At 69.0% G+C, this 15,615-nt stretch carries 16 protein-coding genes; 7 read left to right on the top strand and 9 right to left on the bottom strand.

The genetic code is table 11. From position 1 onward, the window contains the following. Nucleotides 1-49: 49 nt before the first annotated feature. From galT to galK, 3 genes are read left to right on the top strand one after another with little or no spacing between them, the layout of a single operon-like run. Complete coding sequence (galT, locus tag ACFYPC_RS15655; protein WP_388675563.1) at nucleotides 50-1,114, top strand: galactose-1-phosphate uridylyltransferase; 1,065 nt, start codon at nucleotides 50-52, stop codon at nucleotides 1,112-1,114. Continuing rightward, complete coding sequence (galE, locus tag ACFYPC_RS15650; RefSeq protein ID WP_388675560.1) at nucleotides 1,111-2,079, top strand: UDP-glucose 4-epimerase GalE; 969 nt, start codon at nucleotides 1,111-1,113, stop codon at nucleotides 2,077-2,079. The genes galT and galE overlap by 4 nt, the downstream gene beginning before the upstream one ends. Next, entirely contained in the window at nucleotides 2,080-3,234 is a 1,155-nt protein-coding gene (galK, locus tag ACFYPC_RS15645; protein WP_388675557.1) for a galactokinase, read from the top strand. A 181-nt stretch (nucleotides 3,235-3,415) separates the two neighbouring features. Here the strand turns inward: galK and ACFYPC_RS15640 are convergent, their stop codons facing one another. Continuing rightward, nucleotides 3,416-3,871: a GNAT family N-acetyltransferase gene (locus ACFYPC_RS15640; protein WP_388675554.1), complete on the bottom strand. Its 456-nt coding sequence runs from the start codon at nucleotides 3,869-3,871 to the stop codon at nucleotides 3,416-3,418. Between the two features lie 256 nt (nucleotides 3,872-4,127). On the opposite strand from ACFYPC_RS15640, the gene ACFYPC_RS15635 reads away from it, so the two are divergent. Beyond that, nucleotides 4,128-4,895, top strand: coding sequence for a LuxR C-terminal-related transcriptional regulator (locus ACFYPC_RS15635; RefSeq protein WP_388675551.1), 768 nt, complete (start codon nucleotides 4,128-4,130; stop codon nucleotides 4,893-4,895). Here the strand turns inward: ACFYPC_RS15635 and ACFYPC_RS15630 are convergent. After that, nucleotides 4,854-5,351: a MarR family winged helix-turn-helix transcriptional regulator gene (locus tag ACFYPC_RS15630; RefSeq protein ID WP_388675548.1), complete on the bottom strand. Its 498-nt coding sequence runs from the start codon at nucleotides 5,349-5,351 to the stop codon at nucleotides 4,854-4,856. The two genes, ACFYPC_RS15635 and ACFYPC_RS15630, sit on opposite strands and share 42 nt — an antisense overlap. A 118-nt stretch (nucleotides 5,352-5,469) precedes the next feature. On the opposite strand from ACFYPC_RS15630, the gene ACFYPC_RS15625 reads away from it, so the two are divergent. After that, nucleotides 5,470-6,282, top strand: coding sequence for a trans-aconitate 2-methyltransferase (locus tag ACFYPC_RS15625; protein ID WP_388675546.1), 813 nt, complete (start codon nucleotides 5,470-5,472; stop codon nucleotides 6,280-6,282). Further along, nucleotides 6,282-6,644, top strand: a complete 363-nt coding sequence (locus ACFYPC_RS15620) for a glyoxalase (protein WP_388675543.1) — start codon at nucleotides 6,282-6,284, stop codon at nucleotides 6,642-6,644. Before ACFYPC_RS15625 ends, ACFYPC_RS15620 begins: the two co-directional genes overlap by 1 nt. A gap of 31 nt (nucleotides 6,645-6,675) precedes the next feature. On the opposite strand, the gene ACFYPC_RS15615 is transcribed toward ACFYPC_RS15620, so the two are convergent. The 3 genes from ACFYPC_RS15615 to ACFYPC_RS15605 all read right to left on the bottom strand — a co-directional run bounded on the left by ACFYPC_RS15615 (nucleotide 6,676) and on the right by ACFYPC_RS15605 (nucleotide 9,089). Next, nucleotides 6,676-7,299: a Uma2 family endonuclease gene (locus tag ACFYPC_RS15615; protein WP_388675540.1), complete on the bottom strand. Its 624-nt coding sequence runs from the start codon at nucleotides 7,297-7,299 to the stop codon at nucleotides 6,676-6,678. A gap of 99 nt (nucleotides 7,300-7,398) precedes the next feature. Then, nucleotides 7,399-8,079, bottom strand: coding sequence for a TetR/AcrR family transcriptional regulator (locus ACFYPC_RS15610; RefSeq protein ID WP_365445062.1), 681 nt, complete (start codon nucleotides 8,077-8,079; stop codon nucleotides 7,399-7,401). Then, nucleotides 8,076-9,089 carry an acyl-CoA desaturase gene (locus tag ACFYPC_RS15605; protein ID WP_388675538.1) on the bottom strand — a complete coding sequence of 338 codons (1,014 nt, stop codon included), beginning with the start codon at nucleotides 9,087-9,089 and terminating at the stop codon, nucleotides 8,076-8,078. Before ACFYPC_RS15605 ends, ACFYPC_RS15610 begins: the two co-directional genes overlap by 4 nt. Nucleotides 9,090-9,509: 420 nt before the next feature. On the opposite strand from ACFYPC_RS15605, the gene ppc reads away from it, so the two are divergent. Beyond that, complete coding sequence (gene ppc / locus ACFYPC_RS15600; protein WP_388675535.1) at nucleotides 9,510-12,242, top strand: phosphoenolpyruvate carboxylase; 2,733 nt, start codon at nucleotides 9,510-9,512, stop codon at nucleotides 12,240-12,242. Between the two features lie 59 nt (nucleotides 12,243-12,301). On the opposite strand, the gene ACFYPC_RS15595 is transcribed toward ppc, so the two are convergent. The 4 genes from ACFYPC_RS15595 to ACFYPC_RS15580 form a co-directional block, all read right to left on the bottom strand. After that, nucleotides 12,302-12,811, bottom strand: a complete 510-nt coding sequence (locus tag ACFYPC_RS15595; RefSeq protein WP_388675532.1) for a hypothetical protein — start codon at nucleotides 12,809-12,811, stop codon at nucleotides 12,302-12,304. A gap of 86 nt (nucleotides 12,812-12,897) precedes the next feature. Next, a complete protein-coding gene (gene pth, locus ACFYPC_RS15590; protein ID WP_388675529.1) occupies nucleotides 12,898-13,503 on the bottom strand; it encodes an aminoacyl-tRNA hydrolase in 606 nt (201 codons plus the stop codon). A 109-nt stretch (nucleotides 13,504-13,612) separates the two neighbouring features. Further along, complete coding sequence (locus ACFYPC_RS15585; protein ID WP_388675526.1) at nucleotides 13,613-14,194, bottom strand: 50S ribosomal protein L25/general stress protein Ctc; 582 nt, start codon at nucleotides 14,192-14,194, stop codon at nucleotides 13,613-13,615. A 234-nt stretch (nucleotides 14,195-14,428) separates the two neighbouring features. After that, nucleotides 14,429-15,403 carry a ribose-phosphate diphosphokinase gene (locus tag ACFYPC_RS15580; RefSeq protein WP_385752134.1) on the bottom strand — a complete coding sequence of 325 codons (975 nt, stop codon included), beginning with the start codon at nucleotides 15,401-15,403 and terminating at the stop codon, nucleotides 14,429-14,431. Between the last annotated feature and the right edge of the window lie 212 nt (nucleotides 15,404-15,615).

Genomic DNA, 15,615 nt, shown 5'->3' with positions numbered 1-15,615 from the left:
GTTCATTGTGTTTAGTTCTGTTTGATGAGGGCGGATGGGGAGTTCCACGGTGAAGAAGACCTCGACCCGGCTGGCCGACGGTCGTGAGCTCATCTACTACGACTCGCGCGACGACACGGTGCGCGACGCGGTGGACAGGCGTCCGCTCGACCCGATCGTCACCACGTCGGAGGTACGCCGCGACCCGCTGCTCGGCGACTCGGTCGCGATCGCCTCGCAGCGTCAGGGCCGCACATACCACCCGCCGGCGAACGAGTGCCCGCTGTGCCCCTCCCAGGGCGACCGGCTGAGCGAGATCCCGGACTCCTCGTACGACGTCGCCGTCTTCGAGAACCGTTTCCCCTCTCTGGCCGGTGACTCCGGCCGCTGTGAGGTCGTCTGCTTCACCTCCGACCACGACTCCTCCTTCGCCGAACTGACGGAAGAACAGGCAGGTCTGGTGCTCGACGCCTGGACGGACCGGACGGCCGAGCTCTCCCACCTCCCCTCCGTCGAACAGGTCTTCTGCTTCGAGAACCGCGGTGCCGAGATCGGTGTGACGCTGGGGCACCCGCACGGGCAGATCTACGCCTACCCGTTCACCACGCCGCGCACCGCGCTGATGCTGCGTTCAGTGGCAACTCATAAGGAGGCGACGGGCGGTGAGAACCTCTTCGAGGCGGTCGTCGCCCGCGAGGTGGCGGACGGCTCGCGGATCGTCCTGTCGACCGACCACTGGGTCGCCTTCGTGCCGTACGCGGCTCACTGGCCGTACGAGGTCCACCTGTACCCGCGCCGTCGCGTGCCCGACCTGCTCGGCCTCGACGAGGGCGCGCGCACAGAGTTCCCCCAGGTCTATCTGGAACTCTTGAGGCGCTTCGACCGGATCTTCGGCGAGGGTGAGCCGGCGACTCCGTACATCGCCGGCTGGCACCAGGCACCCTTCGGCTCGCTGGAGGAGTTCGAAGGCGTCAACCGCGACGACTTCGCGCTGCACCTGGAGCTTTTCACCATTCGCCGTACGTCCGGCAAGCTGAAGTTTCTCGCGGGCTCCGAGTCGGGGATGAGCGTGTTCATCAACGACATCCAGCCGGAGTCCGCGGCTCAGCGACTGCGAGAGGTAGCGAGTTCATGAGTGGGAAGTACCTGGTCACGGGTGGCGCGGGCTATGTAGGCAGCGTGGTCGCGCAGCACCTGATCGAGGCCGGCCATGAGGTGACGGTCCTCGACAACCTCTCGACCGGCTTCCGCGAAGGCGTCCCCGCGGGGGCGGCCTTCATCGAGGGTGACATCCGCGACGCCGCCAAGTGGCTGGACCCGTCCTACGACGGCGTCCTCCACTTCGCCGCCTTCTCGCAGGTCGGCGAGTCCGTCGTGAAGCCCGAGAAGTACTGGGACAACAACGTCGGCGGCACCATGGCGCTGCTCGGCGCGATGCGCGAGGCGGGCGTCCGCAAGCTCGTCTTCTCCTCCACCGCGGCGACGTACGGCGAGCCGGAGGAGGTGCCGATCGTCGAGTCCGCGCCGACCAGGCCGACCAACCCCTACGGCGCCTCGAAGCTCGCCGTCGACCACATGATCAGCGGCGAGGCGGCGGCACACGGCCTGGGCGCGGTGTCCCTGCGGTACTTCAACGTGGCGGGCGCGTACGGCAGTCAGGGCGAGCGGCACGACCCCGAGACGCACCTCATCCCGCTGGTGTTCCAGGTCGCGCAGGGCCGCCGCGAGGCGATCTCCGTCTTCGGCGACGACTACCCGACGCCGGACGGCACCTGCGTCCGCGACTACATCCACGTCGCGGATCTGGCCGAGGCACACCTGCTTGCGGTCGGGTCGGCCACGCCCGGCGAACACCTGATCTGCAACCTCGGCAACGGCGAGGGCTTCTCCGTCCGCCAGGTCATCGAGACCGTCCGCCAGGTCACCGGGCACCCGATCCCCGAGGTCCTGGCCCCGCGCCGGGCCGGCGACCCGGCGGCGCTGGTCGCCTCGGCCGCGACCGCCCGCGAGCGGCTCGGCTGGAACCCGTCCCGCGCGGATCTCGCGGGGATCGTCGCGGACGCCTGGGCGTTCGCACAGCACGTCGCGAAGGAGCAGTAAGTGGGGGTTCGCGAGGTTCGCGAGGGTTTCGAGTCGCTGTACGGGGCTACCCCGGAGGGCGTCTGGGCGGCTCCCGGCCGGGTCAACCTGATCGGCGAGTACACCGACTTCAACGAGGGTTTCGTGATGCCCCTCGCGCTGCCGCACACAGCGGTGGCGGCGGTGTCGCGCCGCACCGACGGTGTACTGCGGCTCCACTCGGCGGACATCGAGGGTCCCGTCGTCGAGCTGCACCTGGACAGGCTCGCGCCGCTGACGAACACCAGCTGGGCCGCGTACCCCGCCGGTGTGGTGTGGGCGCTGCGCGAGGCGGGCCACACCTCGGTCACCGGCGCGGACGTGCACCTCGCCTCCACCGTTCCGACCGGCGCGGGCCTGTCCTCCTCGGCCGCGCTGGAGGTCGTGATCGCGCTCGCCCTCAACGACCTGTACGAACTGGGCCTCACCCGGCCCGAGCTGGCCAAGCTCTCCCAGCACGCCGAGAACGACTTCGTCGGCGTGCCCTGCGGAATCATGGACCAGACCGCGTCCGCGTGCTGCACGGACGGGCACGCCCTGCACCTCGACTGCCGGGACCTGTCCATCCGCCAGGTCCCCTTCGATCTCGCCTCCAAGGGGCTGTCCCTCCTGGTCGTCGACACACGCGTCAAGCACGCCCTCGGCGACGGGGAGTACGCCGAGCGGCGCGAAGGGTGCGAGGAGGGCGCGCGGACGCTCGGCGTCTCGCATCTGCGGGATGTCACGTACGAGGGGCTCGACTCGGCTCTCGCGCGCCTGTCCGACGAGCGCGTACGCCGGTACGTACGCCATGTCGTGTCCGACGACCACCGGGTCGAGCAGGTCATCGGCCTGCTGGACGCCGGTGACGTCCGGGCGATCGGGCCGGTCCTCACCGAGGGGCATGCCTCCCTGCGGGACGACCTCCGCATCTCCTGCCCCGAACTGGACCTCGTGGTCGCCACAGCCAACTCGGCGGGGGCGCTCGGCTCCCGTATGACGGGCGGTGGCTTCGGGGGCTCGGCGATCGTGCTTGTGGAGGTTGCCGACGCGGACACGGTCACCAAGGCCGTGGAGGAAGCGTTCGCCGCGGCGGGCTTCACGGCGCCGCGAGTGTTTCCGGCGGTGCCTTCGGCGGGGGCACGGCGGGTGAGCTGAGGTGGGGTTTGTTCGCCCCCTCCTCCCCTGCCCGTCCCTTGTTCCTGGGGGCTGCCGCCCCCAGACCCCCGCTTCGGCCTGAACGGCCTCGTCCTCAAACGCCGGACGGGCTAAAGATTTTTAGCCCGTCCGGCGTTTGAGGAGCGGGGTCTGGGGCGGAGGGGGCGAAAGACAGCCCTGCTCAGCCCAGTCGCTTCGTCAGCGTGTACTCCGTGACCCCCGGCGGATAGTCGGGGATCGCGCACACCACCTCGTAGCCCTGCTTCCTGTAGAAGCCGGGGGCCTGGAAGTCCCAGGTCTCCAGGCGGGCGCCCGCGCAGCCGCGGTCCTTGCGGGCGATGCGCTCGGCCTCGGCCAGCAGGCGCGAGCCGAGGCCCGCGCCGCGGTGAGGGTCGTCGACCCAGAGGTACGTCACATGGAGCCAGGCGGTCCAGGTGTGGCCGACGAGACCGCCAGCGAGGGCTCCCGCATCGTCCAACGCCCAGACGTGGAGCGGAACTTCACGTTCGGCCGGCGTTCCGCGGAGGGCACGCAGGACGGGAGACGCCGCCGTGTTCGCGTCCCGCAACCGCCTGCGGAGCAGATCGCGGCGTTCCTTGTCGTCTCCTGTCTCCATACGAAACATAAGGCTCACCATAAACGGGCCTGCCAATCAGTTCTGCGAATTGCCTTCCCCTCCAGGCCCCCGGCCTTAGTCTGTGAACAGCACCGGTGGGGGCCGGTGCTGATCAGGGGGCGAGACAGTCGGGTACGACGCCCGAAGTGGGGGTAGCAGTTACGCACGGCGGCGGCCGTGCGGCTGCGGCACCCCGCCTCCCGAGTCGCACATGCGGTCTCGGGATTATTTTGGGCGCCGTACCCGCACCGGTCGTCCCCCGACAGTGGGGGTTTCAGTGGTTCGCATCCGAGTACTGGTCGTCGACGACCACCGCATCTTCGCCGAGTCGCTCGCAGCCGCGCTCGCGGCCGAGCCCGACGTCGATGTGTCCGCCGCGGGCAGCGGTCCTGCCGCGCTGCGCTGCCTGGAGCGGGCTGCGGCGGAAGGCCGCAGATTCGACGTACTGCTCGTCGACGCGGACCTGGGCGGCAATCTGCCCGGTATGCGTCCGGCGGTGCCCGTCCAGGTGACCAACGAGGACGGGCTCGTGGACGGGATCTCTCTCGTCGCGGGCGTCCGGTCCGGGCAGCCGGCCGTACGGACCGTCGTGCTCGCCGAGAAGGACGATCCGCGCCGGGCCGCGCTCGCGCTCCAGGCCGGTGCCTCGGGGTGGGTCGCCAAGGACTGCTCGCTGTCGCGGCTGCTCACCGTCATACGAGGTGTGCTGCGCGACGAGACCCATCTGCCGCCCGCCCTACTCACCGGCGTGCTGCGCGAACTCACCGCCGCCCGAAAGCACCGCACCGAGAGCGAACGGCTCGTCGAGTCGCTCACGCCGAGGGAGCGGGAAGTGCTGCGGTGCATGGTCGCCGGGCTGGGGCGCAAGGCCGTGGCCGAGCGGCTCTTCCTCTCGCCGCACACCGTCCGTACCCATATGCAGAACGTGCTGGGGAAGCTGGGCGTGCACTCCACCCTCGCCGCGGTCGCGCTCGCCCGCCGTGCGGGGGTCGGGCCCGTCGACCTAACCGGGGATGTTGTCGAACGGGGCGGTCAACTGGCGTAGCAGGCCGGCGAGTTCGCCTCGCTGCGCCTTGCTCAGTTCCGCCAGGATCGCGCGCTCCTGCTCCAGCAGGCCGGCCAGTGCCTGGTCGGCGCGGTCGCGGCCCTCGTCCGTCAGGCGCACCAGCACGCCCCGGCGGTCGGTCGGGTCGGGAAGCCGCTCCACCAGGCCCTTCTTCGTCAGCCGGTCGATGCGGTTCGTCATCGTGCCGGAGGTGACGAGGGTCTGGGTCAGCAACTGGCCGGGGGAGAGTTGGTAGGGATTCCCGGCGCGCCTGAGCGCGGTCAGGACGTCGAACTCCCAGGGCTCCAGGCTGTGCTCGGAGAACGCCAGCCTGCGGGCCCGGTCCAGGTGCCTGGCCAGTCTGCTCACCCGGCTGAGCACCTCGAGCGGTTCCACGTCGAGGTCAGGGCGCTCCCGGCGCCATGCTCCGACCAGCCGATCGACCTCGTCCTCCATGACGATCAGTGTAGTGGTTGTGTCGACGTGAAGTCTCTTGACGTCAAGATACTTGGGGTGTGACGCTGGAGGCCTGCCCGAAGTGATCCGTTCACCGCGACTTCGAGGAGGCCCACCCATGCCCGCCGCCACCGCCCCCACCTGGGACCCGAGCCAGTACCTCCGGCACGCGGACCATCGCGCCCGCCCCTTCGCCGATCTCCTCGCCCGCGTCCCCGCGCTGCCCCGCACTCCCGCCCGCATCGCCGACCTCGGCTGTGGACCCGGAAATGTCACGGCCCTGCTCGCCGAGCGCTGGCCGGCCGCGCACATCACCGGCTACGACAACTCCCCGGAGATGCTGGCCGAGGCCGCAGCACTCGCCGGCCCCACCCCCGGCGGTGGGCGCCTCGACTTCGCCCCCGGTGACGCCCGGACCTGGACGCACTCAGCCCCGTACGACCTGATCATCAGCAACGCGACCCTGCAGTGGGTCCCCGGGCACACCGACTCCTTCCCCGGCTGGGTGACGGGCCTGGCGCCCGGCGGCACCTTCGCCTTCCAGGTGCCCGGCAACTTCGACGCCCCCAGCCACCGGCTGATGCGCGAACTCGCCCACTCCGCCCGCTGGAAGGACCGCCTGGCCGGCGCCCTGCGCCACGACGACGCCGTGCACACCCCGGCCGCCTACCTCGAACACCTCACCGCCCTCGGCTGCGCGGCCGACGTCTGGGAGACGACGTACCTCCATCTGCTGGAGGGCGAGGACCCGGTCCTGGACTGGGTGAAGGGGACAGGACTGCGGCCGGTCCTCACCGAGCTCGGGGCGGCGGACTCGGAAGCATTCGTCGCCGAATACCGAGCCGCCCTGCGCGAGGCCTACCCGGCCACGGTCCACGGCACGGTCTTCCCGTTCCGCCGCATCTTCGCCGTGGCCAGGAGGGCCCACTGATGCTCACCGCCGTCGACCACATCCAGCTCGCCGCGCCACCCGGCAGCGAGCCCCGCCTCCGTACGTACTACGTCGACGCCCTCGGCATGACCGAGATCCCCAGGCCGCCGGCGCTCGCGGCGCGCGGGGGCTGCTGGTTCCAGGCGGGGGCCGTACAACTGCACCTCGGGGTAGAGGTGGACTTCCGGCCCGCCCGGAAGGCGCACCCAGGGCTGCGGGTCCGCGGCATCACGGCGTACGCCGCCCGTCTCGAAGCCCATTACGCGCCCGTCACCTGGGACGACGAACTCCCGGGCCACCGCCGCTTCTTCTCAACGGACCCGGTGGGCAACCGGCTGGAGTTCCTGGAGCCAACGGACTGACGTACGTCGTCCACACCGCGTCGGCGGACGTTCACAGCTCCTTGAGCGCGTCCAGCGTGATGTCGATGTCGATGTCGTACGGCGCGCTGAGCTCAAGCTTCTCGTGGTGGATGCCGGTCAGCGCGTACTTCTTGTTCACCGGGTCGATCTCGTAGGTCCGGATCACCGGGTGCTTGTTCCCTTCGGACATCTCGACCAGCCAGAAGTGCGGGATGCCCGCGGCGGCGTACTTCCGCGGCTTGGCGTCGCGGTCGCGGGCCTCGGAGTCCGGGGAGACGACCTCGACGGCCAGCACTACGTCCTCGGCCTGGAACCGGGTCTGCTCCAAGCCGGTGACGGCATCGCTGCGGACGACCGACACATCCGGTTCGGGGCCGTTGCGCTGGTCCAGGATGACGGTCATTTCGCGGCGGACCTTCAGCGGGCGGCCGCGAATTGTGCGACGAAGGCCGGCCACCAAAAGATCGATCATGGTGCTGTGGAAATCCCGCTGCGGACTCACGAAAACAAGGCTCCCGTCGATCAGCTCGGTGTGCGGCGGGAGGTCGGGCAGGGTGAACAGGTCGTCCACGGTGTACCCGTCCTGCGGCGGCACCGGCCAGCGGGAGCCCTGTTCATGCTCGGGCTCGTGCTCGGCGATCGGCTCGGCGGTCATGGTTCCTCCCATGGACGGGATTCTCGGCCAGCTCTTTCACCGTAGCGGCCGTAGCCGACAAGCGTCATCACAAAGGGTGACGGGCCCTACTGTCGCGCCTCAGCTCTTGCGGTGGCCTATCAGTCGTGGCTTCGCCTCCAGGCCGTCCAGGCCGTGCCAGGCGAGGTTCACCAGGTGAGCCGCCACCTCCGCCTTCTTGGGGCGGCGGACGTCCAGCCACCACTGGCCGGTGAGGGCGACCATGCCGACGAGGGCCTGGGCGTACAGCGGCGCCAGCTTGGAATCGAAGCCGCGGCTCTTGAACTCGCGGCCCAGGATGTCCTCGACCTGGGTGGCGATGTCCGAGATCAGAGACGCGAAGGAGCCCGTGGACTGGGGGATCGGGGAGTCACGGACCAGGATGCGGAAGCCGTCCGTGTACTCCTCGATGTAGTCGAGGAGCGCGAAGGCGGCCTGTTCGCACAGTTCGCGGGGGTGGCCTGCCGTGAGAGAGCTCGTCACCATGTCGAGCAGGCGACGCATCTCGCGGTCGACCACCACCGCGTACAGGCCCTCCTTGCCGCCGAAGTGCTCGTAGACCACCGGTTTGGAGACGCCGGCCTTCGCCGCGATCTCCTCCACGGACGTGCCTTCGAAACCCTTGGCCGCGAAAAGGGTGCGACCGATCTCCAGCAGCTGCTGACGACGCTCGGCGCCGGTCATGCGGGTGCGGCGAGCGCGCCGCGGTTTTTCATTACTGCTCGGGGTGCTGCTGGAGTCGGTCGCCACGGCGTCAATCATGCCGCGTCAGCGGTTTCCACCTTGCGGCTGGAGTCCGACTCGTCCGTATTCCGGCGGGAATCGATGCGCGAGCGTGACGGCCACCGCACGTCGTACGCCCAGCCGAACTGCTCACACCAGCGGATGATGCGGGCCGAGGAGTCCAGCTGACCGCGCTCCACACCGTGCCGCGCCGAGGTCGGGTCGGCGTGGTGCAGGTTGTGCCAGGACTCGCCGCAGGACAGGACGGCGAGCCACCACACGTTGCCCGAACGGTCACGTGACTTGAAGGGGCGCTTGCCCACCGCGTGGCAGATCGAGTTGATCGACCAGGTGACGTGGTGCAACAACGCCACCCGGACGAGAGAGCCCCAGAAGAAGCCGGTGAACGCACCCCACCACGACATCGTCACCAGACCGCCGATCAGCGCCGGCAGGGCCAGGGAGAGCAACGTGTAGTAGATGAAGTGGCGCGAGATCGCACGGATCGCCGGGTCCTTGATCAGATCGGGTGCGTACTTGTCCTGCGGCGTCCGCTCCTCGTCGAACATCCAGGCGATGTGCGCCCACCACAGGCCCTTCATCAGCGCCGGAAGCGTCTCGCCGAAACGCCACGGCGAGTGCGGGTCGCCCTCGGCGTCGGAGAACTTGTGGTGCTTGCGGTGGTCGGCGACCCAGCGGACCACCGGTCCCTCGACGGCCATCGAACCGGCGACAGCCAACGCGATCCGCAGCGGGCGCTTCGCCTTGAAGGCGCCATGGGTGAAGTAGCGGTGATAGCCGATCGTGACGCCATGGCAACCCAGGTAGTAGAAGAAGACGAGCAGGCCCAGGTCGAGCCAGCTCACTCCTCCCCAGTTCCAGGCCAGCGGCACCGCGGCCACCAGCGCGAGGAACGGGACGACGATGAAGAGGAGCAGCGCGATCTGTTCGAGCGACCCCTTCTTCTCACCACCCAGCGTGGCGGGTGGAAGCGAGGAGTTGTTGTTCGCCTGCGGGGCGTCGTCGATCACATCGGAGCTCGTGGTCATGGGTGTCCCCTGTGGGGTTCGAGGGTGGAGACGGTTGTCCGGGTGAGAGCCGGATACCGGGGAGCGGTGAGCCGAACGCCCTGGGAACGGATCCCTCAAGCCTCCAGCCCTCCCGGTACCGCGGGATACGGGGCCCAGGGTCCTCCCTCTTTCTGACGGGATTCCCTACGCTTCCGTAACCTACGGCGTCGTAAGTATGGCAGCGCGTGGCCCGGCGGCAAGAGCCCGTGAGCCTGCGCGTCCGTGTGGACACCTATCCTTGGAGTCGGTCGGACAGCGCGGTCCGTTCTGATTAATTCCCGGATGCCACGTTCCTAAGCGGCACCCGCCGCGCGGTCGCCACCCGGGTTCCCTCCCAGACGAGCTTCAGACGAGCTTTCACTCTTCAGACGAGCTTCAACACTGCAAGGAGCCGCACCTGTGAGCAGTGCCGACGACCAGACCACGACGACCAGCAGCGCGCTGCGCGCCGATATCCGCCGGTTGGGCGACCTGCTGGGCGAGACCCTGGTCCGCCAGGAGGGACCCGAACTCCTCGAACTGGTCGAGAAGGTCCGCCGACTGACCCGCGAGGACGGCGAAGCCGCCGCCGAACTGCTGCGCGGCACCGAACTGGAAACCGCGGCCAAGCTGGTCCGCGCCTTCTCCACCTACTTCCACCTGGCCAACGTCACCGAACAGGTGCACCGCGGCCGCGAACTGCGCGCCAAGCGCGCCGCCGAGGGCGGCCTCCTCGCCCGCACCGCCGACCGCCTCAAGGACGCCGACCCCGACCACCTGCGCGAGACGGTCAAGAACCTGAACGTCCGCCCGGTGTTCACGGCCCACCCCACCGAGGCCGCACGCCGCTCCGTCCTCAACAAGCTGCGCCGCATCGCCGCCCTCCTGGAGACCCCGGTCATCGAGGCCGACCGCCGCCGCTACGACACCCGCCTCGCCGAGAACATCGACCTCGTGTGGCAGACCGACGAACTGCGCGTCGTACGCCCCGAGCCCGCCGACGAGGCCCGCAACGCCATCTACTACCTCGACGAACTGCACGCCGGCGCCGTCGGTGACGTACTCGAAGACCTCACGGCCGAACTGGAGCGGGTCGGCGTGACCCTTCCGGACGAGACCCGGCCGCTCACCTTCGGCACCTGGATCGGCGGCGACCGCGACGGCAACCCGAACGTCACCCCCGACGTCACCTGGGACGTCCTGATCCTCCAGCACGAGCACGGCATCAACGACGCCCTGGAGCTGATCGACGAACTCCGCGGCTTCCTCTCCAACTCGATCAGGTACACGGGCGCCACCGAAGAGCTGCTCGCCTCCCTCCAGACCGACCTGGAGCGCCTCCCCGAGATCAGCCCCCGCTACAAGCGGCTGAACTCCGAGGAGCCCTACCGGCTCAAGGCCACCTGCATCCGCCAGAAGCTGGAGAACACCAAGAAGCGGCTGGCCACCGGCACCCCCCATGTCGACGGACGCGACTACCTCGGCACCGCCGAGCTCCTCCACGACCTCGTCCAGATCCAGAGCTCACTGCGCGAGCACCGTGGCGCGCTGTTCGCCGACGGCCGCATGAACCGCACCATCCGCACCCTCGCCGCCTTCGGCCTCCAGCTCGCCACCATGGACGTACGCGAACACGCGGACGCCCACCACCACGCCCTCGGCCAGCTCTTCGACCGCCTCGGCGAGGAGTCCTGGCGCTACGCCGACATGCCCCGCGACTACCGCACCAAGCTCCTCGCCAAGGAGCTCAGGTCCCGGCGCCCGCTGGCCCCGACCCCCGCTCCGCTGGACGCCGCGGGCCAGAAGACCCTGGGCGTCTTCGAGACGGTCAAGCGGGCCCTGAAGGTCTTCGGACCCGAGGTCATCGAGTCGTACATCATCTCGATGTGCCAGGGCGCGGACGACGTGTTCGCGGCGGCCGTCCTCGCCCGCGAGGCCGGACTCCTCGACCTGCACGGCAACTGGGCGAAGATCGGCATCGTGCCCCTCCTGGAGACGACCGACGAGCTCAAGGCCGCCGACACCATCCTGGAGGACATGCTCTCCGACCCCTCCTACCGGCGCCTCGTCGCGCTGCGCGGAGACGTCCAGGAGGTCATGCTCGGCTACTCCGACTCCTCCAAGTTCGGCGGCATCACCACCAGCCAGTGGGAGATCCACCGGGCGCAGCGCCGCCTGCGCGACGTCGCCCACCGCTACGGCGTACGCCTGCGGCTCTTCCACGGCCGCGGCGGCACCGTCGGCCGCGGCGGCGGCCCCTCGCACGACGCGATCCTCGCGCAGCCCTGGGGCACGCTGGAGGGCGAGATCAAGGTGACCGAGCAGGGCGAGGTCATCTCCGACAAGTACCTGGTGCCCTCACTGGCCCGCGAGAACCTGGAACTGACCGTCGCGGCCACCCTCCAGGCATCCGCCCTGCACACCGCCCCCCGCCAGTCCGACGAGGCACTCGCCCGCTGGGACGCGGCGATGGACGTCGTCTCCGACGCGGCGCACACCGCGTACCGCAAGCTCGTCGAGGACCCCGACCTCCCGACCTACTTCCTCGCCTCCACGCCGGTCGACCAGCTCGCCGACCTGCACCTGGGCTCACGGCCCTCCCGCCGCCCAGGCTCGGGCGTCTCGCTCGACGGACTGCGCGCCATCCCGTGGGTGTTCGGCTGGACCCAGTCCCGGCAGATCGTCCCCGGCTGGTACGGCGTCGGATCCGGGCTGAAGGCCCTGCGCGAGGCCGGCCTCGACACCGTGCTCGACGAGATGCACGAGCAGTGGCACTTCTTCCGCAACTTCCTCTCCAACGTCGAGATGACGCTGGCCAAGACCGACCTGCGGATCGCCCAGCACTACGTCGACACGCTCGTACCGGACGAGCTCAAGCACGTCTTCGACGCCATCCGCGCCGAGCACGAGCTCACCGTCCGCGAGGTGCTGAAGGTCACGGGCGGCGAAAAGCTGCTGGACACCAACCCCGTCCTCCAGCAGACCTTCTCCATCCGCGACGCCTACCTGGACCCGATCTCCTACCTCCAGGTCGCCCTGCTCAAGCGCCAGCGCGACGAGGCTGCGGCCGGCTCCACAACGGACCCGCTGCTGTCACGAGCACTGCTGCTGACGGTCAACGGCGTGGCGGCCGGGCTGCGCAACACCGGCTGACCGCTGTTCACACGACGGTGCCCCCGTGTTCGTACGAACACGGGGGCACCGCTCTGAGTTCACAAGGCCAGGAACGTCACCGTCAGCTGCACGAACCCCACCGCCGCCAGCGCCCACGCCGACCGCGTCAGCCGCAGACCGCCCGCCACCACCACCGAAGCGAGCAGCAGCGCGCCGCCCAAGGGAACCCAGGAGTAGAGGAGTCCGGCGGGGCCGGAGCGAACCACGTCACCGCTGCTCGGCTTCACCGTGACCGCGTAGACCTCGCCCTTCTGCACCGCCACCGACTCCTCGATGGAGACGCGGGCCCGCGCCTGCGACCCGGTCGACGTGGGGGCGTACGGCCCCGTGCAGGTGTCGCCCGAACACGCCGTGACCGTCATCGTCCCCTGCTCCCGGCCCCGGCTCAGCATCACGTGCTGAGCCGTGCCCCAGGAACCCCAGACACCGGCGATCAGGATCAGCGCCGCGACCGTGCCCATCGTCGCGCGCTGCCCGAACCGCAGCGCCGCGTAAGCCTTCTGGCGGGAGCTCTGACCTGACATGGCGGCGGGCATGGCGGGGATCATTGGCCATGGTCCTGCGCTTGGTCAACTCAGGTAAGGGACAAGTCCTGAGTTGTACGCACCTTTCGAGGCCGGTCGGCAGCCGATGCTCAGGAGTTGTACGAGCTCTGCGCCCGCTCCAGCCCCTCGATGACCAGACACTCCACCGAATCCGCCGCACGGTCCACGAAGTAGTCGAGCTCCTTGCGCTCCGCCGACGCGAAATCCTTCAGAACGAAATCCGCGACCTGCATACGACCCGGAGGGCGCCCGATGCCGAACCGCACCCGGTGATAGTCCGGACCCATCACCTTCGTCATCGACTTCAGCCCGTTGTGGCCGTTGTCCCCTCCACCGAACTTGAGACGCAGCACGCCGTAGTCGATGTCCAGCTCGTCATGGATCGCGATGACATGCGCCGACGGCACCTTGTAGAAGTCGCGCAGCGCGTTCACCGGACCGCCCGACAGATTCATGTACGACATCGGCTTGGCCAGAATCACCCGGCGGTTGGCCGGCCCCGGCGGACCGATGCGCCCCTCGATCACCTGCGCCTGCGCCTTGCCGGCCCGCTTGAACTTGCCACCGATCCGATCCGCCAGCAGATCCGCCACCATGAAGCCCACGTTGTGCCGGTTCATGGCGTACTCGGGCCCGGGATTGCCGAGCCCCACGACCAGCCAGGGCGCGGCTGCGTCGTCGGTCGTCGTCGTCACGTCCGTGTCTCCCCTGTGTCCTTGCCAGGCGGCGCTGTGTCTTCGATACGCGTCAGCCGCCGCTCCCTGAGGAGCGGCGGCCGGCAGAAAACTGTGACCCGGTGAGGGATCAGGCCTCGGTGGTCTCGGCCTCGTCCGCGGAGGCCTCCTCCGCCTGGGCGGCCAGGACCTGGAGGACGACCGCGTCCTCGTCGGTCACCAGCGTGGTGCCCTCGGGAAGCGGGATGTCCTTGGCGAGGATGGCCGCGCCGGCCTCCAGGCCCGCGATGGAGACCGTGACCGACTCGGGGATGTGCGTGGCCTCGGCCTCGACGTTCAGCGTGCTCAGCACGTGCTCGAGGAGGTACGCACCCGGGGCCAGCTCGCCCTCGGTGTGGACGTAGACCTCGACGTTGACCTTCTCGCCCCTGGTCACGGTGAGCAGGTCGACGTGCACAAGGAAGCCCTTGATCGCGTCGCGCTGGACAGCCTTCGGGATCGCCAGCTCGGACTTGCCATCGATGTCCAGCGTGAGCAGGACGTTCGGGGTACGCAGCGCCAGCTGAAGCTCGTGGCCCGGCAGCGTGATGTGGACGGGGTCGGCGCCGTGACCGTAGACAACGGCGGGGACCTTGGCCTCGCGGCGGATGCGACGGGCGGCACCCTTGCCGAACTCGGTGCGGGTCTCGGCGGCGAGCTTGACGTCGGCCATGTTCACTCCTCGTAGATCAACTGGGGAAGGTGGTCACCCGGCCGAACATCGGCCTGCTACGAAGAGCGCGTCGATAACGGACCGCCGTACCCGCTTCGTAAAGCGGTACGGCCTCCCTCGCCGAGCAACTTTCGCAGCTTACCGGGCGGGGAGGCCGTATCAGAAATCGATCTACGACGGCAGCAGCAGGAGCCGCAGTCGGGGACCTGTGGCTCCTGGTGCTCCTACTCGCTCCTACTGCTCCTCGAAGAGGCTCGTCACCGAACCGTCCTCGAAGACCTCGCGGACCGCGTTCGCGATCGTCGGCGCGATCGACAGCACCGTGATCTTGTCCAGCTCCAGCTCACCCGGCGTCGGCAGAGTGTCCGTGAAGATGAACTCGCTGACCTTGGAGTTCTTCAGCCGGTCGGCCGCCGGCCCGGAGAGCACACCGTGCGTGGCCGTGACGATGACGTCCTCGGCGCCGTGCGCGAACAGGGCGTCGGCCGCGGCACAGATCGTGCCGCCGGTGTCGATCATGTCGTCGACCAGGACACAGACGCGGCCCTCCACATCACCGACGACCTCGTGGACGGTGACCTGGTTGGCGACGTCCTTGTCGCGGCGCTTGTGCACGATCGCGAGGGGGGCGTCGAGACGGTCGCACCAGCGGTCTGCGACCCGCACCCGGCCGGCGTCCGGGGAGACGACGGTCAGCTTGTCGCGGTCGACCTTCGCACCCACGTAGTCCGCGAGGATCGGCAGCGCGAAGAGATGATCGACCGGGCCGTCGAAGAAGCCCTGGATCTGGTCGGTGTGGAGATCGACCGTGAGGATGCGGTGGGCACCGGCCGTCTTCATCAGGTCGGCGATCAGACGCGCCGAGATGGGTTCACGCCCGCGGTGCTTCTTGTCCTGCCGCGCGTAACCGTAGAAGGGCACGATCACGGTGATGCTCCGCGCGGAGGCCCGCTTCAGAGCGTCGATCATGATCAACTGCTCCATGATCCATTTGTTGATGGGAGCCGTGTGGCTCTGCATCAGGAAGCAGTCGGCGCCGCGCGCGGACTCCTCGTAGCGAATGTAGATCTCGCCGTTGGCGAAGTCGAAGGCCTTCGTCGGGACTACCCCGACACCCAGCTTGTGGGCGACCTCCTCGGCAAGCTCGGGGTGGGCGCGGCCGGAGAAGAACATCATCTTCTTCTCGCCGGTCGTCTTGATCCCGGTCACAGCACTGTCTCCTCAGAGGTGTCTCAGCTGGGTGCGAGAGGACCTCTCGGCCGCATATGACCGACTCGCACGAGTCAGCCGCGTGCGAGCTTGCCGCGAGAGGTACTACGAGCAACTACTTGGTACTACGAGCAACTACTTGGTACTACGAGCAACTACGAGGTACTACAAGAGGTCTTCTCAGCTGGGGGTGTGCGGATGTGCGTTTATCA

Origin of the sequence: Streptomyces sp. NPDC005808 (genome assembly GCF_042871385.1) — a bacterium.
Lineage (GTDB): Bacteria > Actinomycetota > Actinomycetes > Streptomycetales > Streptomycetaceae > Streptomyces.
This window is presented reverse-complemented; position numbering and strand designations above follow the sequence as displayed.